At 68.8% G+C, this 19,774-nt stretch carries 25 protein-coding genes; 1 reads left to right on the plus strand and 24 read right to left on the minus strand.

The window, feature by feature from the left end; all coding sequences use genetic code 11:
- Positions 1-13 precede the first annotated feature (13 nt).
- The 21 genes from FL344_RS18530 to FL344_RS18630 form a co-directional block, all read right to left on the minus strand.
- Positions 14-2,707, minus strand: coding sequence for a phage tail tape measure protein (locus FL344_RS18530; RefSeq protein ID WP_095957869.1), 2,694 nt, complete (start codon positions 2,705-2,707; stop codon positions 14-16).
- Positions 2,708-2,710: 3 nt separating this feature from the next.
- Positions 2,711-2,902: a hypothetical protein gene (locus FL344_RS18535; protein WP_095957870.1), complete on the minus strand. Its 192-nt coding sequence runs from the start codon at positions 2,900-2,902 to the stop codon at positions 2,711-2,713.
- On the minus strand, positions 2,899-3,672 hold the full coding sequence (locus FL344_RS18540; protein WP_095957871.1) for a hypothetical protein: 774 nt from the start codon (positions 3,670-3,672) through the stop codon (positions 2,899-2,901). The genes FL344_RS18535 and FL344_RS18540 overlap by 4 nt, the downstream gene beginning before the upstream one ends.
- 58 nt (positions 3,673-3,730) lie before the next feature.
- The gene (locus FL344_RS18545) at positions 3,731-4,444 is read right to left on the minus strand and encodes a MerC domain-containing protein (protein WP_141619464.1); all 714 of its coding nucleotides are present in this window, start codon (positions 4,442-4,444) and stop codon (positions 3,731-3,733) included.
- A complete protein-coding gene (locus tag FL344_RS18550) occupies positions 4,431-4,862 on the minus strand; it encodes a MerR family transcriptional regulator (RefSeq protein ID WP_095961547.1) in 432 nt (143 codons plus the stop codon). Before FL344_RS18550 ends, FL344_RS18545 begins: the two co-directional genes overlap by 14 nt.
- A gap of 78 nt (positions 4,863-4,940) precedes the next feature.
- Positions 4,941-5,402, minus strand: coding sequence for a phage tail protein (locus tag FL344_RS18555; protein ID WP_095957872.1), 462 nt, complete (start codon positions 5,400-5,402; stop codon positions 4,941-4,943).
- Positions 5,377-6,153, minus strand: coding sequence for an HNH endonuclease (locus tag FL344_RS40040; RefSeq protein WP_095957873.1), 777 nt, complete (start codon positions 6,151-6,153; stop codon positions 5,377-5,379). Before FL344_RS40040 ends, FL344_RS18555 begins: the two co-directional genes overlap by 26 nt.
- The gene (locus FL344_RS39180) at positions 6,150-6,917 is read right to left on the minus strand and encodes a phage tail sheath family protein (protein WP_338026012.1); all 768 of its coding nucleotides are present in this window, start codon (positions 6,915-6,917) and stop codon (positions 6,150-6,152) included. The genes FL344_RS40040 and FL344_RS39180 overlap by 4 nt, the downstream gene beginning before the upstream one ends.
- Positions 6,823-8,358, minus strand: a complete 1,536-nt coding sequence (locus FL344_RS40045; protein WP_095957875.1) for a phage tail sheath protein — start codon at positions 8,356-8,358, stop codon at positions 6,823-6,825. Before FL344_RS40045 ends, FL344_RS39180 begins: the two co-directional genes overlap by 95 nt.
- Positions 8,355-8,684 carry a hypothetical protein gene (locus FL344_RS18575; RefSeq protein ID WP_095957876.1) on the minus strand — a complete coding sequence of 110 codons (330 nt, stop codon included), beginning with the start codon at positions 8,682-8,684 and terminating at the stop codon, positions 8,355-8,357. Before FL344_RS18575 ends, FL344_RS40045 begins: the two co-directional genes overlap by 4 nt.
- A complete protein-coding gene (locus tag FL344_RS18580; protein WP_141619465.1) occupies positions 8,681-9,583 on the minus strand; it encodes an IPT/TIG domain-containing protein in 903 nt (300 codons plus the stop codon). Before FL344_RS18580 ends, FL344_RS18575 begins: the two co-directional genes overlap by 4 nt.
- On the minus strand, positions 9,583-10,188 hold the full coding sequence (locus FL344_RS18585; RefSeq protein WP_095957878.1) for a hypothetical protein: 606 nt from the start codon (positions 10,186-10,188) through the stop codon (positions 9,583-9,585). Before FL344_RS18585 ends, FL344_RS18580 begins: the two co-directional genes overlap by 1 nt.
- A gap of 7 nt (positions 10,189-10,195) precedes the next feature.
- Entirely contained in the window at positions 10,196-10,837 is a 642-nt protein-coding gene (locus FL344_RS18590; protein WP_095957879.1) for a hypothetical protein, read from the minus strand.
- A complete protein-coding gene (locus FL344_RS18595; RefSeq protein WP_095957880.1) occupies positions 10,834-11,142 on the minus strand; it encodes a hypothetical protein in 309 nt (102 codons plus the stop codon). Before FL344_RS18595 ends, FL344_RS18590 begins: the two co-directional genes overlap by 4 nt.
- On the minus strand, positions 11,139-11,663 hold the full coding sequence (locus FL344_RS18600) for a hypothetical protein (RefSeq protein ID WP_095957881.1): 525 nt from the start codon (positions 11,661-11,663) through the stop codon (positions 11,139-11,141). Before FL344_RS18600 ends, FL344_RS18595 begins: the two co-directional genes overlap by 4 nt.
- On the minus strand, positions 11,663-12,301 hold the full coding sequence (locus tag FL344_RS18605) for a hypothetical protein (protein ID WP_095957882.1): 639 nt from the start codon (positions 12,299-12,301) through the stop codon (positions 11,663-11,665). The genes FL344_RS18600 and FL344_RS18605 overlap by 1 nt, the downstream gene beginning before the upstream one ends.
- Position 12,302: 1 nt before the next feature.
- On the minus strand, positions 12,303-12,680 hold the full coding sequence (locus FL344_RS18610; RefSeq protein WP_095957883.1) for a hypothetical protein: 378 nt from the start codon (positions 12,678-12,680) through the stop codon (positions 12,303-12,305).
- 337 nt (positions 12,681-13,017) lie between these two features.
- A complete protein-coding gene (locus FL344_RS18615) occupies positions 13,018-13,629 on the minus strand; it encodes a phage major capsid protein (protein ID WP_095957884.1) in 612 nt (203 codons plus the stop codon).
- Between the two features lie 45 nt (positions 13,630-13,674).
- Complete coding sequence (locus FL344_RS18620; RefSeq protein WP_095957885.1) at positions 13,675-14,367, minus strand: hypothetical protein; 693 nt, start codon at positions 14,365-14,367, stop codon at positions 13,675-13,677.
- Positions 14,364-15,716, minus strand: coding sequence for an XkdF-like putative serine protease domain-containing protein (locus tag FL344_RS18625; RefSeq protein ID WP_141619466.1), 1,353 nt, complete (start codon positions 15,714-15,716; stop codon positions 14,364-14,366). The genes FL344_RS18620 and FL344_RS18625 overlap by 4 nt, the downstream gene beginning before the upstream one ends.
- The gene (locus FL344_RS18630; RefSeq protein ID WP_141619467.1) at positions 15,709-15,894 is read right to left on the minus strand and encodes a hypothetical protein; all 186 of its coding nucleotides are present in this window, start codon (positions 15,892-15,894) and stop codon (positions 15,709-15,711) included. Before FL344_RS18630 ends, FL344_RS18625 begins: the two co-directional genes overlap by 8 nt.
- Positions 15,895-16,063: 169 nt before the next feature.
- Here FL344_RS18630 and FL344_RS18635 point away from each other — a divergent pair, with 169 nt between their 5' ends.
- Positions 16,064-16,279, plus strand: coding sequence for a hypothetical protein (locus FL344_RS18635; RefSeq protein ID WP_141619468.1), 216 nt, complete (start codon positions 16,064-16,066; stop codon positions 16,277-16,279).
- An 85-nt stretch (positions 16,280-16,364) separates the two neighbouring features.
- Here FL344_RS18635 and FL344_RS18640 read toward each other — a convergent pair whose 3' ends face one another.
- The 3 genes from FL344_RS18640 to FL344_RS18650 are packed head-to-tail and all read right to left on the minus strand — an operon-like array spanning position 16,365 to position 19,727.
- Positions 16,365-17,444, minus strand: a complete 1,080-nt coding sequence (locus FL344_RS18640; RefSeq protein WP_141619469.1) for a head morphogenesis protein — start codon at positions 17,442-17,444, stop codon at positions 16,365-16,367.
- Positions 17,425-17,706, minus strand: a complete 282-nt coding sequence (locus FL344_RS18645) for a hypothetical protein (protein WP_141619470.1) — start codon at positions 17,704-17,706, stop codon at positions 17,425-17,427. Before FL344_RS18645 ends, FL344_RS18640 begins: the two co-directional genes overlap by 20 nt.
- Positions 17,703-19,727 (minus strand): phage portal protein, encoded by a 2,025-nt coding sequence (locus FL344_RS18650; protein ID WP_141619471.1) that lies wholly within the window; start codon positions 19,725-19,727, stop codon positions 17,703-17,705. The genes FL344_RS18645 and FL344_RS18650 overlap by 4 nt, the downstream gene beginning before the upstream one ends.
- Between the last annotated feature and the right edge of the window lie 47 nt (positions 19,728-19,774).

The raw sequence follows: 19,774 nt of genomic DNA on the forward strand, positions 1-19,774 counted from the left end.
TGGGGCCCGCCTTTCAGTACGCCGGCATGGGGGAGAAGCTGCGGGAGGCTGCGTCTCTCTCGGCGCGCGCCGTGGCCTGGGCAAGCACCTCGCCGTCCACCTGCAGGCTGACGAGGACGGGCGCGGCGGGAGTCGCGGCCGGCTGCGAGGAGAGCACCTCGGGCTGGGGCAGCGAGGCCTGGAGGGCCGCCACCGCCGGCATGGACGAGGACTCCAGGGGCCAGTCCACTGGCGAGGTGGGCGAAGCGGTGGCGACGACGGGCGACGGTGTGGCGGCGCTGCCGGTGGAGTCCTCGAGGCCGAAGGCGACGGACAAGTCCCGGTGGAGGCCCAGCCGGGCAGTCCGCAGCGCCTGCTGCAAACCGGTGTTCGCTCCGAAGAGGCTCGCCACCGCGTCCACGACGCCGAGGATGGCGCCCACCAGCTCCAGGAGGACGCCGGAGATTGCGTCGACCGTGCCGAAGACGATGAGCCTCAGCCCCGTCCAGGCCTCGGCCCAGTTGCCGGTGAGGGCGCCCCCCAACGTCAACACCACGCCCCAGAAGACGTCGACGATGCCGGAGAAGGCCGCCAGGGCGGCGTTGAGGATGCCCCCCACCACCGACACCACGAGGGAGACGGCGGACACCAGCACGCCCACGACGGTGGTGATGTTGCCGATGGCAAACCCGATGGCTTGCCCCATGGCCACCCAGATGCTGCCGCCTTCCCTCGCGGCGGAGCTGGTGCCCAGGAGGCCAGAGAGCGCCCCGCCGAGGACGCGGCCCAGGTGCGCCAGGCTGCCCAGGAGGACGTCGACGCCGGCCTTCATGTAGCCCCACTGTCCCGCCAGGCCCTCCACCACTTCCGCGGCGGCCGTCAGGCCCCTGACGACGAAGTCGAAGACGCGGGCGAGGGCGCGCCCCACCGTGGCCCCCGCGTCGCCGAAGGCGGCGAACTTCGCCGCCGCCGTGGCCGCGTCGTCCCGCTCGGAGAGGACGCCCAGCGCCTCGCCCACACGCCGCAACGTCGCCTGGAATGCGTCGAGGGTGGGGCGTGCGGCTTCGAGCCCGGAGGAGAAGCCGTCGGCCAGGCCGGAGAAGAAGCTGTGGACGCGGTGTGCCCACAGGTAGAGGTTGATGAGGAAGTCGTTCAGGCCGGCGTTCTGCGCCTGGCCCAGTTCCTCCCGCACCGCGCCGGAGAAGCCACCGTCCTCGAAGAGCTGGACGAGGCCGCGGAAGGCGAGCGTCACCTGCTCCTGCACACGCCGCGCGAAGTCGCCCAGGCCACCGAGGTTGTGACGGAAGGCGTAGGCGAGGCCGGCCACGGCGACACCCAGGAGGACAACAGCTGCTACCGCTGGCAGCACCGTGGCCAGGAGGCTGCCCAGCGTGAGGCCCAGCACCTTGAGGCCCACCACCATCAGCGCCAGGCCCACCTTCGCGGCGATGACGGTGCCGACGAGAGTAACCAGGCCGCCAGCTCCGAGCGCGAAGGCTGCGAAGGCGCGCTTCACCGGGCCAGGCAACGCCTGGAAGACACCCAGCACCTGCTGCACCGTGCTGGCGACGAGGGTGACGAGGGGCTTCAAGACTTGGGCGAAGGGCTCCCCGAGGACGATGGCCAGCGTCTCCAGGTTGCCGGCGAGCAGCGTCTTCTGGCCCTCGAAGGTGTCCAGCATCTGCTTGCGGAACGCCTCGGCCGTGCCGCCCGCATTCTCGAACTCATCGCGCAGGTACTTGAGGGCCTCGGCGCCGCGGACGACTTCGCCGGTGTCCTTGCGGATGCCGTTGGTGAACTGCGTGAGGATGGCATTCACGCCGCCCAGCGCCTCGCGGCCGAAGGCCTTCAGCAGGAATGCGGAGCGCTGTGCCTCCGTCATGCGGCTGAGGGCCGGTGCCAGCTCGTCGAGGATGCCGAGGAAGGAGAGGAAGTTGCCTTTGGAGTCGGTGACGGCAACGCCCAGGCCGCGCAGGTGCTCTTGCACCTGCGGGTCCGCCATGCGCTCCATGGCGACGGCCACGGCGGTAGAGGCGCGCTCTACGCCGGGGACGACGTTCTTCACGAGGCCCAGGGCGATGAGCGTCTCGGGCAGGGACTGGTTGAGGGCCTGCGCACCACGCGCGGCGGTTCCGAGGGCCAGGGGCAACTCATTCGCGCTGAGGGCGAAGACGTTGACGGCCTGGAGCATCTGGTCGACGGAGAGGGCTGCCTTGTCGGTGGAGATGCCGAAGGCCTTCATCGCCTGCGACGCCAGGCCCGCCGCTCCCTGGGGTGTCAGTTCCCCCAGCGAGCCACCGGCCAAATCCAGGACGGGCTCCAGCAGCTTCATGGCCTCAGCGGCAGTGAAGCCGGCCTGGGTGAGCTCGCGCAGGCCCAGCACCGACTCGGTGGGGGTGAACTGCGTGGCGAGGCTTGCTTGGATTGCCGCGTCCCGAAGCTGCCCAAGCACCTCGGCCGAGGCACCAGAGACGGCGGCCACGCCCGCCACGGCCTGCTCAAATTGGCCTGCAGTGTTGGCCAGGGACAGCGACGCACCAAGGGTGACGGCGCCCGCCGTGAAGAGGGCCATGGCGACGCCGAGCCGCTGGAAGGCCCCTTCGATGCGCGCGGTGCCCAACCCCACGCGCCTGTCCAGGCTCATGAAGTTGCGCTCCACCCCTTGAAAGGTGCCAGAGGCCAAGTCCCGTGCCGTGAAGACGAAGCCCAGGCCGAGGTTGTTGAGCATTCGCTACCTCCGCTTCGCGGCCTTCTCCAAGGCCTTCGCCTCGCGACTGCGCTGCTGGCCGATGCGCTCGAGGAGCCAGTCCCTGTCCGAGGTGGGCAGCTCCAGGGCGTCACCGAGGGGAGCTGCGAGGCCGCTGCCTCCGTGCTGGTGCCAGCACAGTTGGAAGAGGCCCTCGCGCCATGTCTCCAGCGTCACGCGAGGGAAGAGGTGGAGCGCTCCCGGCGCCTCGTCGTCCGCTGCTTCCCCGGAAGGAAGAAGCCCCGGTCGAAAGGGAGCTCCACCTCCTGGCGCATGAAGCACTCGGGGCACTCGACTTCGAGCGTCGTGTCCACCCCGCAGTCGACGCGGTCGAACTCGTCGACGAGGAAGTCCGCGTCGCGCAGGCTCAAGTCCTCGAGGAAGCGGCGCTTGTCGCGCGCGTCCACGCCGTCGACGTCCAGCACCCGGTAGGCGAGGACAGAGGACAACAGCTTCTCCGGCGCCGCGCGCTGCAGCTGCGGCAGGCGCCGCTCGTCCTCACCCGTCAGCAGCTTGAAGCGCACGCGCTTGCCGGCGTCGGGCAGCGTCGTCTCGAAGCGGTTGCCGGCCATGAATGCCGCGCGACTGGCGTCCGAGAGGGCGCGTACCGGCAACTGCGTCAAGTCCAACTCCCAGTCGATGCGGACCCGGCAGGCGGCATTCTGGCAGGGGACGGCGAAGACGTAGTCGGGGCCGTAGGTGAGGACGCGCACCCGGAGGAGGGCGAAGAAGCGGTCCCCCTGCAGCACCTGGCCCCAGTCCACCTTCCCGTCGGCGAAGGCGTAGGGGCCTGCCTCTTGAGTCTCCTCCCAGCACGCGGAGAGCAGCTCATCCACCTGGCCGCCGCTCTTCGCCAGCTTGCGGTCAGCGAGGACCCGCTCCTCCCGCACCTTCATGCCGCGAATGCGGCCCGTCAGCCCCGAGGGGCACGAAACGATGTCGGCCATATTTGTCTCCCGGAGACACAAAGCCCTCGGGAGGCGAATCGGGGACATCGCCAGGTTGTCACTCCATGGGGGCACAGCTACAGGAATCAGGTGCGTGGGCGGCTTTCTTCGGCCGACTGCTCCACACGGCGGCTCCGATGAGGAGCGCGGTGCCCGTGTATACGACTGCATCCACTTCCAGTACGAACTTGCCGATAAGGACGGCGGTTGCTGCCGCTGCGCCGAGAACGAGCGGACCGAGGCTGCGGTGCCTCCGCGCTTGGTAGGCGAGGCTCCCGAGGGCGATTAGCAGCGTGCCCGCGGTAATCGGTAGAAGCCACGCCGCGCCCATCAGGAAGGGTACTCCGAGTGCACTGAGTACACCGGCATAGGCGGGCCAACACGAGGGACAGGCGACGACAGGTAGCGCGGAGCTGAGCACGCTGGGCAGAATCGCGAGGCTGCTGCCGAAGCCTTTTCGGGGGCTTGCGAGCGGCGAAGCTTGCAGCGCAGTCACGATGGCGTCCATGGGAGGAGCGCCTCGAACGTCGCTCCCCATGTAGATGCGACATGCCGAGCCGCCTGCCGGCGCGTCTCCCGTGACGTCGCGGCCATCAACGAGAATGGTAGGAGAGCCGTATCCGCGAACGTGGGCGGGAGCATTCTCCGCGGTGACGTCGTGCTCGGACCATGACGGCGACAGGCCGACCGTCGCGAAAGCGCGCAGGAGCTGCTCGCGGGCAACAGAAATGTTCGGGCAGTCAGGGAAGAACAGGAGTTCAACGGTCGGCATGTGCAGTTCCTTCGGAATCGAGTGCATCGAGGAAGGGGCACGCGCTTGTAGGGCCTGTCCCAGTGCAGGATGCGGCGAGCTTCGCGAGGGCATCTCGCACCCGCTGAAGCTCTGAGAGCTTGGCATCGACATCGCTGAGTTTCTCAACCGCGCGAGCCTTCACATCCGCGCACGTCTTGCCGCGCGTAACGCGCAGCGATAGCAGCTCGAGAATCTCCTTGAGGGTGAATCCGAGCACCTTCGCGGCCTGCACGAAGCGAATGCGTCGCACCGTGTCGGCGGGGTACTGCCGGTAGCCCGAAGCATTTCGAGCGGGCCTGGGGACGAGCCCTTCTTTTTCGTAGAAGCGCACAGTCTCGACGCCGACCCCAGCGCCGCGCGCGACTTGACCGATGCTGAGACGGTCCTTGGAGTCCATGCCCAAAGCATGGACCCTGTAGTGCACTACGGAGTCAAGAGGTGCGGCGAGAGTACCTAGAGCCAGGCGCTTGGCCGCCTAGCGTGTGAGCTCAAAGAAATCGTAGGTGAGGGTGACGCTTTCGATGACATTTTCATCGGACTCGTTGTCCCACTCGCCTGCGACGAACTTCACCGGCCAGGCGCGGGAGAGGCTCCACCGGCGCAGCGTGGTGCCGTCTCTGTCCTGCTGGACGATGTCGAGGTTGCGCTTGTAGAGGCTGTCCGGCAGGCCCAGTCCGCTGGCGGTGTGGACGACGTCCTGGAACCAGTCGAAGAGCTGGTGGTCCTGCGTGGCGCCTCTCTCCAGGGTGACGTCGGAGAAGGTGAGGCGCCCCGGGGACTTATTGGGGATGAGGCTGCCGCCCTCGAAGTACTGGACGTTGGCAACCTCGACGGACAGCTCGCTGCACTTCTGGAAGCCAGCGTGTGAGATTGAGTCCGCTTCAACAACGAAGCGGAATCGCTTATGAAAACTACGCGGGTTGCCGATGATGGCCATCTGCTTCTCCTGCTCGTTCGTTGCGCCTGCGTTCCCAATACCGTTCCCGGTCTCGACGGCTCTTCTCTTTGTGGCAGTCCACACAGAGCGTCTGCCCGTTGGATGCCGTGCCATCACCGGCCTCACATACGGGGATGACATGGTCCGTGGTGAGGTTTTCAGTGCTTCCGCAGGCTCGACAGCGGTAGCCGTCACTTTGGAAGATTTCGCGCCGAATGCTCGGCACTAAATATTGCCCGCCTCGGCCAGAGCGAACCAGGGAGCGGTCAGCAACCCAGTTCGGATGGTTCTCACGGACGCGAAGTCGCAGCATGCATTCGCGGCGAAAGGATGGAATCCCATCTCGGTAGTATGAAGGATGGATTCTGATGGTGCGTCCGCACCCACAGGCGCATGAGTGCTCGCCTTGTTGCTCGCGCACCCACCCGGCAATGTTCTTCGCGCGCGGATGCGTCACACGCAGGGCATGGCCCCGCTTGAAGCGGGGAAAGCCCTTGCGGCGATGTTGACGCGACGGTTCGAAGGATTCTCCGCAGCCGCACGCACAGAAATGCTTGCCTCGATTGTCAGCAACCCACTGCTCGAAACCCGTCTTGGCGTTGTGTCCAGGGAGAAAACTTGGAATGCGGTTGGGCCGCGGGTCTTTGCTCATTTCGAGGCGACCGCTGCAACCACAGAAACAAGAGTGCTCGTAGAAGCGAGGGCCGAGGGGAGCAGAAGCACGAGGAGGCGGTTGAGGAGAGGGTGTCATCCAGCCAGCTCCGCTTCCAGGGCGCGGGTGTCCTGAGAAACCCGCAGGACGATGAACTCGGCGGGCTTGTTGGTAGCGAGCCCAATGCGCGCCACCAGCTTGCCGGCGAAGACGACGGACGGCGGGTTGAGGGCGTCCGAGACGTCGACGAAGAAGGCCTTGGCGGGCTCCTGGCTGCGGAACGCGCCATTCTTCATCTGGGCGAGGAGGAAGGCGGCAATGGAGCGCCGCACCTGGGCGCGCAGCCCTTCTGTGTTGTTGCGGTGCCGGGCGAACTGCAGCCCTGCCTTGAGACTGCGCTCGATGAAGGACACACCCCGCCGCTCGGCGACGTAGGGGAAGTTGCCGCTGGCCTTCAGCGTGCGCGAGCCGTCGATGAAGCGCGGCAGGCCCGGCCCCGTGGTGAGGGGATTGATGCGGCGGGGGTAGACGAGGTCCCTCTTCTTTTCGTCCAGAACTTCCTTAGACTCGAAGCCGAGGACGCCGAACATTCGCCCGGCTTCGATGCCTGCGGGGGCGTCATACACACCGCCGGGGCGCGCGGAGTCGTTGCGCGCGAAGACGCCGGCGATGATGCCGGAGGGCGGGACGACGAGCTGCTCCACGTTGCCGAAGACGCCGCGGGCGGGGTTGAGCACCTTGACGCGGGGCCAGTAGAGGGCCGCATGCTCAGAGAGGCCTTCGAGGGCGGCCTCCTGCGAGACGTAGGAGACGATGTCCGCCGCGCTGTAGCCCGCGGGCGAGTCCAAGAGTGCGAAGGCCAAGCCATCGCGGGCCACCTCGCAGTAGCGCACCATGGCGTTGTGGACGGCGGGCGTGGCGCGCCCGGGCACCAGGAGGAGGGAGACGTCTTGCACCGCGTCGAGCGCGTAAAAGGCCGCTCCCGCTGGCCTCGGAGCCGATGAAGTCCGTGTCGTCCAAGCCGACGAGGCCGTCCGCACCGCCCGAGAGGGCCACCGTCTGCACGTCGAGGAGCGCGTCCGGTTGCACCATGAAGGCCCGGACGTAGGTGGAGCCGGTGCGCTCGTCATTGAGGACGCGCTCGACGTAGCGTGCGTCGCCCCGGGCCGAGGAGAGGTTGGGGAAGGACTCGCGGTAGGCACCGTCCTCGAGGACGAGGACGTCGAAGGCGTCGGGCGAGCCATTCGTCGCGAGGCGCACCTCCACCTCGATGCGGTTGGCGTAAGTGCCCGCGTCCTTGGCCTCCAGGTGGAGGGCGTCCACCGCCCCTGAGGCGTCGCCCGTGTGCAGCAGCGCGTCCAGGCCGAGGGCGGAGCCCGCGTCGCCCTGCGCAAGCAAGGAGGCTCCAGGCCCCGTGGACTGGGTGAGCACCTGCAGAGTCCCGAGTGAGGAGGGCGCCACGCGGACACCCGCCACGGCAGCCTCCATGAGGGCCCGTACCTCAGCCAGCTCGACGGCGCGCAGACTCTGGACGTTGCCGCTACCCACCTGGGGGCCGAGAGGGAAGCCGAAGGCGGCGCCAGCCACCTCGTCGCCTACCTCCAAGCGGCTGGAGACGCCCCGGGTGTCGCTGGCGATTCTCAGCACACCGTCCTCCACGGTGGCGCGCCCCCCAACGATGCTCGCGTTGAGGACGGCGGCCACCTCCTGGGCGGTGGCCTGGGCCATGTCATCGAAGTCTCGCTCGGTGAAGGGGATGAAGACGTCGCGCCCGTCGTCGACGCGCACCCGGAGCGACTGTCCGGCGGTGAGGGCGTAGGGCCCGGGGCGGCCCGCGGAGACAGAAGCCGCGGCGCCGGAGAAGACGACGTCCACCGCCTCGGCGCCGTTGACGGATACTCCCAGGCGCTGGCCGTCTCCGAGGGTGAAGGGAGGCCGCAGGGTGCCGCGCACGACAGCAGGCGTGGGCCCGCCTCCCGTGGTGAGGGCCGCCGCCGCGCGCGTGGCCGTGTGCGACTCGGGGTCGAAGGCGTCCTCGTAGTGGACGGTGCGCACCACCCAAAGGTGGCTGCCGCCATTTTCGAAGAAGCCCATGGCGGCCAGGGCCAGGTCGGAGTCCGGGGTGAAGCCGCCGAAGGTGGCCTGGTACTCATCGAAGGAGGTGCACAGCACGGCCTGGCCAATGGGGCCACGCTCCGCCAGGCCGACGGCGCCAGCCACGGAGGTAGGGGCGGCGGGAATGCCGCGGATGCGCGGCTCCTCCTCCTCCACGACGATTTTCGACGACAGCAACTCACGACTCATGGGGCACCTCGCTTCTTCCGAGACACGCGCGCAGACGCTTCCGGCGCGGAAAGGGGCGGAGACGACACAGGGGATGGGGATGCCGGTCGCTTCAGGACGACCTCGCCCCGGCGAATGGCAGCCGCCACCAGAGGCACGGAGAGGACGGCCTCAGGGACGTCCTCCAGCGTGACGCCCGTGGCCAGGGTGAGGGAGGAGGGCAGGCGCCGGCCGCCACGGCCTGGCTGCACGCCGCAGGCGCATGCGCCGCGCGCCACGCAGTACGACTCATGGGGCAGGAGGAAGGTGGCGAGCCTGCCCACGGCATTGGTGAGGGTGACACTCATGAGGTGCCTCCAGAGAGAGAGTCGGTTTCGAGGTGCGTCCCGGCGACGGCCTTGCCGATGTCGAGGGGCAGGCCCTCGTCCACGTCGAAGCCGCGCACCACCAAGCCCCAGGTGAAGGCGCGCACGTCGTCACGGCTGCCCAGTTGCGTGCGCACCTCGCCGTCCGCGTCCATTTCCCAGCGGACGGTGCCGAGTGAGGCGTCCTCGGCGTCCCTCGGCATGGCCAGCCAGCGGTTGCGGTTGAGGAAGGTGGCCACGGCGGCCATGAGGTTGAAGAGCTCGGCGGTGCGCTCGGAGGCCACCGTGAGGGTGAAGGCCAAATCCACCGTGTACGCGGGGCGCCTGCGCACCAGCTCCGTGCCGGAGGGGCCCTGCACCACGTCCTCATGGAGGACGTTGGTGGAGTAGCGACGACTCTCGCGCAGCGTGGGGCCTGACAGCACCACCGAGGGCAGCGAGGCCATGGCAATGACGTTGAGGCCGTCGGCCACCGTGTCGTCGTAGTCGACGGAGACGCTGGCACTGACGTTGGCCACCACCTGCCGCTTCAACTCACGCAGCAGGGTGCGTACGAGGCGGGTGAGGTCCGCTTCCTTCGCAACGCGCGGGCGCAGGTAGCGGTACGCCCCCGGAAGGACAGCGGCCTCGCCTGGAATGGGGCATCCGTCCGCGGAGAGGTTGAGCACCTCCACGTCGACGGTGCCCACCTCGTGGACCGGCGTCCGCACATCCGCGAAGTGGGTGCCCGCCTCTTCACGGATGGAGAGCACCTCCGCGCGCAGTCCGCCCAGGCGCACGGCCACGTGTGCCGCGAAGCCGACGCCAACGAGGCGGAGAATGTCGCCGCCGCTGGTGGGGCCCGAGGAGGGCGTCACGGAGGTAAGGGAGGGGACGGCCATTACCCGGGACCTCCGAGGCCCAGCTCCTTCGCGACGCGTGCGAGGAAGCGGCGACTGGCGCCTTGGCGAAACCGTGCGAAGGCCGGCCGGAGGAAGGGGCGTGCCGGTGTCTGCGTCACAATGACGCCGCGTCCACTGCCGCCGGTCCGTGACTGGCCGGCCAAGCCGGCTTGGCGCAACAGCGAGAAGAGGAAGCGCCGCATCTTCGGCGTCATGGGGATGGCGACGGGCGGACCTCCGTACTCCTGCAGCTGCGCCACGTCGACGAGGGATTCGCCGTCTGGACTCTTCGCCGAGCGCGACACGCCGATGAAGGCCTCGTCACCTTCCACGACGACGGAGATGGAGTTGCGCAGCGCGCCGGAGACGAGGAGGGCCTTCGTCCCGTTGAAGCCTGCGAGTTGGCGCGCCGCCAGGGTGAGAGGGGAGGGTGGGCGGAGTGGCTCGCCACCTGGCGCCTGCTGGGAGAGGCCCTGCACCACCTCCTTGCGCAGGGCATGCGCCTCCTGGCGCAGGGCCGCCTGCATCGCCCCCTCAAGGCGCGACGAGCCCGCCTCCAGCAGCTTACGGGCCCGTGCCCAGTCTCCGGTGCGCGAGACGGCCATGGGCGTCTCAGCCCTTCTTCGCCCGCAGGTGGGGGACGTGCGAGTTGAACCACTCGAGGGCCACGTGGGTGGCCTCACTCACCACCGCACCGTGGCGGACGGACACCGAGGTGAGGGCCAGGGTGTGCGCGGCGACTTCGACGTCCTCCGGCCGGCAGCCGTAGTGCTTGAGGCCCTCGGCCATGGGGCGCACGGCGGGCAGGGTGCCGTAGCGCCAGTAGTGCAGCTCCAGGTTGCAGGTGTACGCCTCGGCCTCGTAGCGCGCGCGCGCGGAGGAACTGGTGGCGTAGGCCAGCTCGTAGCTGGGGCCCTCCTCGTCATGCTGGACGACGTGCTGGTGCTCGTGGACGCACACCACCACCTGGGCCCACAAGTCCCAGCCGGACTTCGGCGTGCCCACCTCGAAGGGCAGGTAGAGGGTGCGGCCCACGGTGGTGGCGTAGCGCTGGAGGAAGCGCTGCCTGTCGAGGATGCCCATGCGTTGAAGCACTTCGGCCGCAAGCTGCATTTCGAGGGAGTCGGCCTTGTTGGCCGTCTTGGTGCGGAAGCGCTCCTGCATGTACTTCCAGAAGGCCCACACCTCCGCGGGCTGGATGTCGCGCTGGAAGAGGCCGCCCACTCGGGGGAGGGACTGGAGGTAACCCTTCACAGGACACCGCCTTTCTCGGCGCCCGCGTCCACGGTGCCGGCGTCGAAGGTGCCCGCGTCCACGGTGATGGGCAGGCAGGTGTGGCCGGCGACGCCCTCTTCGTTGACGTAGGTGCAGGTGAAGGCTGTGCTGCTGTGCTCGCTGACCGCGTCGCAGTCGGCCAGTGGCTGCCAGTTGTCGTCGCCGTTGCAGATTTCGGCGACGTTGCCGGCGCAGCGCGTGGACACCGGCGCGCAGCCGTCCGGCGCGCGGCAGCGGGTGAGGAGGGCGGTGGCGAGAAGTGGGGCGAGTAGCAGTGCTTTCACGTGAGTCCTCGGGCTTGGGGCCTGTCGTTGAAGGTGACGAGCAAGAGATTCCGGCGAGGCCTCCGGCGGTGGAGTCCGAAGCCCGTGGGGCGCGCCTCCGTGACGTACAGCCCGGGGGGCGTCCTCACGGCCTGCACGAGGGCGCCCGCGACGTCGTAGAGGGCGCCCAGCCTGTCACTGGGACGGATGAGGGCGTCACCCGTGGCCGCATCGACGAGTCCGAGGCGCTCCAAGTCTCGGAAGTGGAAGACGAGTTCGAAGCTCGTCCGGGGGCTGTTGCCGGAAGGAGTCATGCGCAATGACTCAAAGGCATCCGGCTCCACCTGGCAGGGGACACGCACGGGCGGAAATTCGCGACGGAAGGCATCGGCAAGGCCGTCGTCGTCCGAGTCCTCCAGCACCGGCTCGCGGAAGTCCGCGTCGTACCCGCTGGCATGGGGGCTCGGGCCCGGGCTCGCCATGGCGGCGGTGTCCAAGCGGTGCAGCTCCGCGAGGAAGGGGAAGATGAGTCTGCCCCTCATCAGGCCACTCCGGGCAGGGAGGGCTTCACATAGGGGGCGAGGAGGGTGTCCACCTCCGGCTCTCCGGTGAGAGGCCGCACCGCGGGGCGGACACTGTCGAGGCGGTAGCTCTGCTCGCGCGTCCTCTCCTCCACCACCCGCCAGCGCGTGCGCTCCTCCAGGGAAGCCTCGTCCGCCAGCGGCGAGAGGCTGCGAAGGACGAGGAGCATGCAGGCGCGGCGGATGGCGGGCGGTGTGCGACCCTCGGGCGTCCCGTCCGCTTCGGTGTAGCCCCAGCGCGCGCCTACGGTGATGTTGTCCTCGCCGCGCGGGAAGACACGGCCATGGCGGAAGGTGAGGCGAGGCCCGTCGAAGCCCGCGCCTACCGGAGCGCCCACCACCACCAGGCGCTCCTTGGAGAAGGACACGTCCGCCCCGTACATCGCCAGGCGGTAGAGGCGGATGGGCGGTACCGGCAGCCAGAGGGACGGGGTGCCGCGCCCGTCGAGGTGCAACGTCGCCGAGCGCGGCTCGAAGTACCACCCTGTCACCTTGTCGATGGTGCGCGTCGCCTCTTCCAGGAGGACGGCCAGGCGGGTGTCGCCCGCCATGGCCGGTGTGACGCCCTCGGCGCGCATGTCGGCCACCGTGGCGTACACGTCAGTCCTTCTCCCGCTTGGCGCGGCGCGTGTCCTTCTCCTCGCTGGCCTTCGGCAAGTCTTCCGTCGTCATCGTGCCGGCGGGCCGCGCCGCACTCAGCTTCAGCTCGTCGCTGGCGCTGCGCTTCACGCGGGCCTCGTCGGCCTCAGTGACGTCGAGGGCCTTCGCCTCGGCTTCCGTGCAGACGTCGAAGGCGAGCGGCGAGTAGGTGTCACCGGGCAACTGGTGGACGGTGCGCAGGTAGTCCGCCACCGGCTTCTCCACCCGGTACCAGCCGCGCTCCTCCTGGAACTTGATGCCGGCATACGTGTAGCGCCGCAGCACGTGGCCCCGGCGCGCGTCGTAGGCCTTCAGTCGGACGAGATGGGAATTGTCCATGGTGGGCCTCACAGCTGCACGTTGATGGCCTTGGCCGTGCCCGGCTCCTCCGCGAACTTCGCGTCGAAGCGCAGCGTGGCCACCACCTTCAGCGTCCCCTCGGAGATGTCGCGCGCCGACTCGAGCCGAATCTGCCGCCAGATGCCGACGTGGATATTCTTGGGGTTGCACAGGAGGATGGCCGTGCGGTCATTCGTCGCGCCGAGGTTCTCCGGCCAGAGAGGAATGGGCCGCAGCGGGACGCCCGAGTAGAGGACCGGCGCGTCGCCCTCGAGGAACTTGTCGCCGACAGCCGTGGCCCGCTCCGCCAGCGTGCTGCGGTAGTCCAGGTCCGCGTCTACGCTGGTAAGAGGAACCCCATGCTGCTCTTGTCGCGCAGATGCTCCGAGGGCAGCGACTTGAGCAAGTCGCCGAGGACGTCCTTGGAGATGGGGGCGCCGGCCGCGTCCACGACGTTGCTGGTGGCCTGCTTCAGCACGCCATCCATCGTGGCGAGGAAGGCGTCCGAGGAGGCCGTGTCCCCGTTGACGAGGATTTCCTCCATGTCGCGGCTGATGGCGTCCGCCATCATCTCCATGAGCGTCTGGCGCAGCTCGCCGCGCTCGATGGAGTCCTCCAGCACCTCGTCGGAGAGGCGCACCTCGCCCTTGAAGAGCTTGGCGTCCAGCTCCACCTGGGAGAGGTCGGGCTTCACGCGCTGGGCGGCGGGGACGGCGGTGGCTTCCTGGCCGGGGCGGAGGATGCGGCTGCCGAATTTCAGTTTGCTGAACTGCTGCTTGGGGGCAGCCATGGGCACGACGGTGCATTGCTGCAGGAGCACCGACTGCTTGATGAGCAGGCGCATGAACTTCTGCGCCTGGGCGGGCTGGAGGATGCCGCCGCCCGCCGTGAGGTCGGCGAGGGCCAGGTCGGCCTTCTCCAGGAGGGTGCGATTGTCGAGACGACTCATGAGGGCTTCCTTGGGCGGTGAGGCTTCCTGGGTGCGGGTGGGACGTCAGACGTCGTGGAAGGAAAGCGCTTTGTCGACGCTCTCCCGGTTGAGGGGCTTGTTGAGGTCGAGCGGCCAGCCGACGTCCTCGACGATGGGCTTGGGCGGGCGCTCCGCGGGGGCGGTGCTGTTGGGCAGGCCGAACTGCTTCTCGACGCGGCCGAGGCGCTGGTGCTGCTCCTTCACGGAGCCCTCCAGCGCGCGGACGGCGTCGGTGAGCTTCATCAGGCCTTCCATGACGCCAGAGGCGTCGGGGCCCGGCGTGGGCGCGGGTGCGGGCGGAGCCGGCGGCGGAGTCGGAGCGGGGTTGGCGGCCTTGGCGCGCGCCTCGACGTCATCCTCCTCGTCCTCGTCCTCCAGCGTGTCGGCCAGCGCGCGCAGGTGCTGGGCCACCTCCACCACACGCACGCCGTCGATGCCGTCCGTGGAAGCCAATGCCTCGACGAGGGCCGTCACCGCTTCGAGGGCTTGCTGGGCCGTGGCGAGGAGCGCGTCATCGGCCTTGGACGTGTCCGAGGTGGTGCTGGTGGCGCCCTCGGCATGCGAGGTGTCCTGGGGAGCGTCGTGCATGGTGTCTCCGTCTCGCTTCACGAGGAGGAAGCGGTGCTTGTTGGCGGCCCTGTCCACGAGGGAGACCTCCTCGACCACCATGTCGACGAGGCGGTGGACGGAGGCGGAGCCTTGGGTGGTGCTCGTCATGCGGCCTCCGGCTGGGAGTCAGCGGCAGGTGTGTCGGAAGGGGGCGGCTCGGTGGCAGGGGTGGCCTCGGGGAGCCGGCGCGCGGTGCCGCCAATGCTGAAGCCCGTTAGCTGCCCGTCCTTCACGCGTTGCCAGAGCTCGTCCGAGAGGACGCGCACGGCGAGCAGCCAGGTGCCCTTGCGCACTGGCACCTCGCCCAGGTTGAAGTCGACGGGCGCCAGGTAGCTCTCCAGCACCTTGACGTGCCCGTTGACGCGCATCTGGTGCATGAGGCCCAGGCCGCCAAACTCCTCCATGAAGCGGTGCGCGGCCTGGCGAATCTCCGCGGCGGAGTAGACGTCGCCCTGCGCGTCCACCGTCTCCGGCTCCAGGACGATGCCCAGGACGTAGCGCTCGTCGTCGGGCGCGACGCCCTTGAGGAGGGACGTCGTCGTGATGAAGGAGGCGGTGTCGGGCGACTCCTCCGGCTGCCAGTCGTCCACCGTGAAGTCCGGGCCGCCTTCCAGCGCCTTCGCGGCGGGCTGGTAGTTGGAGACGAGGAGCTGCGTCAGCACGGAGGAGCCGCCCACGCCGCGCATGGCGGCGATGGTGCGAGGCGTCCGGATGCGCTTCACGAAGAAGTCGGAGCCCTTCAGCAGTCCGGGTAGCTTGCCCCGGATGCCATACGTCATGAGCCAGCGGCCCTTCAGCGACTTGAGGACGCCGTAGAAGCGCTCCTCGTCGAACTGGCCCTCGCCGACGTCGACGTTGTAGCCAGGGTAGGGTGGGTCCAAGAAGAGGACGGTGTCCCTCCCGTCGTACTTGCGGACCACCTTCTCGTAGTCGCCGCCGTGCACCTTCACGCGCTTGAGGCGTGGGGCGAACTGCTCAATCCGCGCGAGCGTCTTTGCCTGCGTGCCCGCGCCGCTGGGGCTGAAGCTGCGCCCGCGCAGCTTCCCGTAGGAGAAGTGCGTCAGGTAGAGGAAGCGGTGCAGGCGCTCCACGTCCCCCTTCGGCTTGGCGTCGAAGAGGCTCTTGAAGGTCTTCTCGTCGCCCACCCACGGCAGCTTCTTCAGCTTGGCCAGATTCGCGGGCGTCAGCTTCTGGATGAGCCGGTACGCGTCGGCGATTTCGGTGTCCGCGTCGTTGATGGCCTCGACGTCCGAGGGGGCCTTCTCGAAGAGGACGGCGGCGCTGCCGGCGAAGGGCTCCACATACGTCTTGTGCGCGGGCAGCATCGCCACCAGGCGCTTCGCCAGGCGCTTCTTGCCCGCCGGGGAGCCCCAGATGGTCTTCTCCACCGGCTCACCCTGGAGGGACTCCAGGACATGCCGGGCCCGGGCGAGGGCTTTCGTGAGCGTGTTACCCATCGCGGAGTCCCTCCGGGTCGAAGCCCCACGCCAGCTCCCCGGAGGTGGGGAGGTTGAGGTCGCGAGGCCAGACGACGGGCGTCGCCTCGGCCTTGGCCGTGGACGTCGACTCCGGCGTCGTCGTGCTGCCCTCCGGCGTTGGAGGTGAGGTGGGGGGAGGTGTCGAGGTTGCCTGCATCGCGGTTCGTCTCCGGAAGAGACAAAGGCCTGCGACGCGAAATCGGGGACATCGCTACGTTTTCAGAGTGGAGTAGTCCCGCGTTTGATTCCGTCAGGAAGGCGTGGCACTCCCCTCTCCGAAGACTGAGACTGTTGCCCTCGCGCGAGTACCGAGAGGAAACCTGCTGATGGCATACGCACGCTTCGGCCGCGATTCGGACGTCTACGTGTACGAGGACACCCGTGGGGGATTCACCTGCGAGCGATGCCCAAGCGTCGGCCAGCAGTTTCGCTGTGCAACTGCGGTCGAGATGGCCACGCACCTGCGTCAGCATCGGGCGAAGGGCGACGTGGTGCCGGAGGACGCCATTGTGGAACTGGAGAGTGAGCCGCCGAGTCGCTAATCACCGATGACTGCCTGTCCGAGCCGGGTAGGGCAATTCCGGGGTCTGTTCGCGGCCATCGTCACGCCAGGAGGCCTTACGCCCCTCACTCGACGGCCAGTGTCGTGGTGCGGCAGAGGCCATGGTACGGCGGGAAGCCCACGCCCGCGTCCGCGAGCTGCCTGTCCGAAGCGAGTGCGCGGAACTCGCCAACGTCGTCGCGTGTGCCGGCAGCGGAGCGGAGCACCTCGGCCAGGCGCGTCTCCTGGCCCCCTCGGTTTACGTAGAGGAGGGCACGCCCGGTGTCCGCGTCGAGGCGCTCCCTCACCCAGGGCAGCTCCTGCTTCACGTCCTCGGGTTGGCTGAGGGACTCCAGGCGCTCGAAGCGCTGGAGGGCCTCTCCTACGGAGAATGTCTTCCCGTGGAGGAAGCGGCACACCTGGGTGGTGGCCTCGTCGAGGACTGCCTCGATGCGGTAGCGGCGGATGCCGGCCTCGGCGTAGCTGCTCATCTGACTGAAGGAGCGCCCCTGGCCGATGAAGTGGCTTGCCACCACCTCCCAGTAGAAGGGGGCCCGCTCGATGAGCGCGCCGCGCGCGGCCTTCTCCAAGGATTCGGCGATGTCGCCTCGCCCCAGGCCCGCTTCCAGGCCCTCGGCGACAAGGCGGCGGGCCTCCTCGCCGAAGGCGTCCAGCCGGCGCCCGTACTCGTCCCGGACGAAGTTTCCTTGGGTGCGGACGATGTGCTGGGCAATGCGCTTGTCCACGGCGTTGAAGCGCGCGGCGAGGGCGAGGCCCTGCTCGCGTCGGGCGTGGCTGCGGGTGGACGCCACCACCTCCTCGGCTGCGTCACCGAGGGGCGCCTGGATGCGAGAGGGGATGACGGCTGTCCGCCGGCCAGCGGCCTCCAGTGCCTGGGCGACGAGGCGTCTGCGCTGGGCCGCCGTCGTCGTCTTCCAGTCCACGTCGAGGACGGCCACTGCCTCGCGCATGGCGTCCACATCCGCGCGCCCGACGGCACGGCGTAGGCGCGCGGCGAGCAGGGCCACGGCGCGCTCCATGCCCGTGGCCGTGCCGACGTCCAGGGCCTTGGTCACCGGCAGCCGGAGGACGTCCCCCAGGAGGGTGTCTGCCACCGCGCGAGCCTCGTGGATGACGAGCAGGTTGTCAGCGGGGGCCAGGCACATGAGGCGCCTCCTGCGTCACCAGCTCCACAGGGCGGCGGCGCCTAACGCGCACCTCTACACCCGCCGGGGTGGGGGAGAAGACGACGTCGTGGCTGGCCGCGCACCTGTCACACAGCGCGAAGACGAGGAGGCCGTTGCGCCACAGCGTCGTCGTCTCCTCCAGGGGACCACGCCTTCGGCACATGCGGCACTCCAGGACACCGCGCTCGGCGTCGGCCTGCGCCTGGAGCACCCACGCGCGCTGAAGCTGCTCAGGCGTCATGGGGCCTTCTCCGAGAACCATGTGTCGAACTCCGCCCGGGGGACGGAGACGTGCTCGGTGTCCATGTACCGGCGGGCAAGAGCCAGGCGTCCTTGGGCCAGGCGCTCCTCCTCGGCCCGAAGCTCTTCTCGCAGCCCCAAGAGGCGCTTCGCCTCGCCCAGCAGGGAGCCCCTGTCCTTCTGGGGCTTCAGGTCTTCAACGCCCGTCTGAATACCCGCCAGCGTGAGGGTGATGGGGCGCTTCACCCAGTCGTCCGCAATTTTTCGGAATTCGCGGTGGAAGATGTCGCCGGCCAGGTGGCGGCCCTCCTCGGGTGTCAGCACGCCCACGCGCACCAGGCGCTCCACCATCTCCGTCATGCGCTCCGGGTCTCTCGTGGCCGTAGTCTGCGACCTGAATCGCCAGAAGCGCACGCCCATGTCCGCGAGCACCTTCCGATTCAACAAGAAGTCGAACTCGTCGCGCTCCGGCTGGAAGACTTGGTCCTCAGCGAAGCGCAGCTGAGCCTCGGCCACCGAGCGGTTGAAGTCCCGCCCGTCTCCGCGCAGCAGCGGTGGCAGGCGGAAGGCGCTGCCCACCTTGTCGATGTTGCGCTGGTCGTACTCCTGGAAAAGGGCGTCCTGCTGCTGCGCGTCCGTCAGGGGGCGCAGCTCAATCTTCGCGCGGCCCCCGTCGCCGGTGCCGGAGCCATCCGCTTCGAGGATGAGGATTTTGTGAAAGTTGGCTTTCCCCTTCAGGTTCTCTTCGATGAAGCGCTCGATGCGCGGCACCGAGGCGTCGGAGAGCCGCCCTCCGGAGACAAGGAGGGCGAGTGGCGGGACGCTCTTGTTGTTGAAGTAGAGGTAGTTGACCTCCTCCATCTGCCGGGAGCCGAGGACGGACAGCAGGGTGCCCACCCATCGGGGAATGCCGTAGGGCGAGCGTGGCGAGTGGATCGCGAAGTGGATGAGTTCCGTGGCGGGCCCGTCCGAAGCGTCCGTGGCCTTGAGGGCGGCGACGTCCGGGAATGCGCGGCCGGTGAGGCGGGAGATGACGCGCGAGTCCCCGAAGGACTTGAAGTACACCCGCTCACTGCCCTGCACCTGGATGTAGCGGCGCAGGCGTCGGCGGGTGGTGACGGTGTCGAAGCTGACGGCGGAGATGCGCACGCGCTCGCGCACCTCGACGGCCTCCTTGTCCAGAGGGAGCAGGCGCACGGTGTACGAGGGCACATAGACGAAGCGGGCGATGTCGCCCTTGCCGTCGCGCAGCACCTCCCAGTACGCGTTGCCCGTCACCTCCAAGTCATGGCGGGTGCGGCGGCGCAGCTCGACGAAGCTGGAGTCGAAGCAGCAAAAATCAAAAAATGACTCCAGGCGGGCCTTCTCCACCCGGGCCTGCTGACGCACCTCCTCCTCATGTGTCGCGACTTCCTCGTCCGTGGGGCGCAGGGGCGTCCCCGAAGGCAGCGTGCCGGCGTCACGCGCGGCCAGGCGCTCCAGGGCCATGGCGTCGGCCACTTTCTCTTGCGCCCCATCCCCGTCGAAGTCGATGGCGGGCTCGAAGCGGAAGCCGAAGCCGTCGATGTTCGTGGCGTAGGCGTCGACATTCTGTCTCAGCGAGTTGGAGTGCTCGACGAGGAGGCAGAGGGCTTCTGGCTCATACGGGGGCTGAAGGGCGCCCGCTTCACTGAAGGCCAAGGCCTCCTCGCCACCAGGGCGGCTGGCAGGCTCGTCGACACGGGCGCCTACCACCACTGCCTTGAGGATGTCCTGGAGGCGCTCCTCTGCCTGGTGGACTTCGGCAGGCACCGTCACGGGCGGTCCTCCACGTAGGCCAAGAGGCCCGTGGGGGTGTGCGAGACGGCGCGCACGCACTGGCCACGGGCCGCAACCTCGGCGTGGAGCGCCTCCAGCAGGCCGTCGTGGGTGCTGGCCTCGACGGTGAACTCCGGCCCGGGGTGTGGGGCGCCCGAGGGCGAGGAGAGGACGAAGACTTTGACGACGCGCTGCACACGGGCCTCCCGCTCCAGGCGGAGGCAAGGCGCGCGGTGGGAGGGGCGCCCTCGTCGTGAGAGGGCGTTGGGGGG

Source organism: Myxococcus sp. AB036A, assembly GCF_006547355.1.
GTDB lineage: Bacteria > Myxococcota > Myxococcia > Myxococcales > Myxococcaceae > Myxococcus > Myxococcus virescens.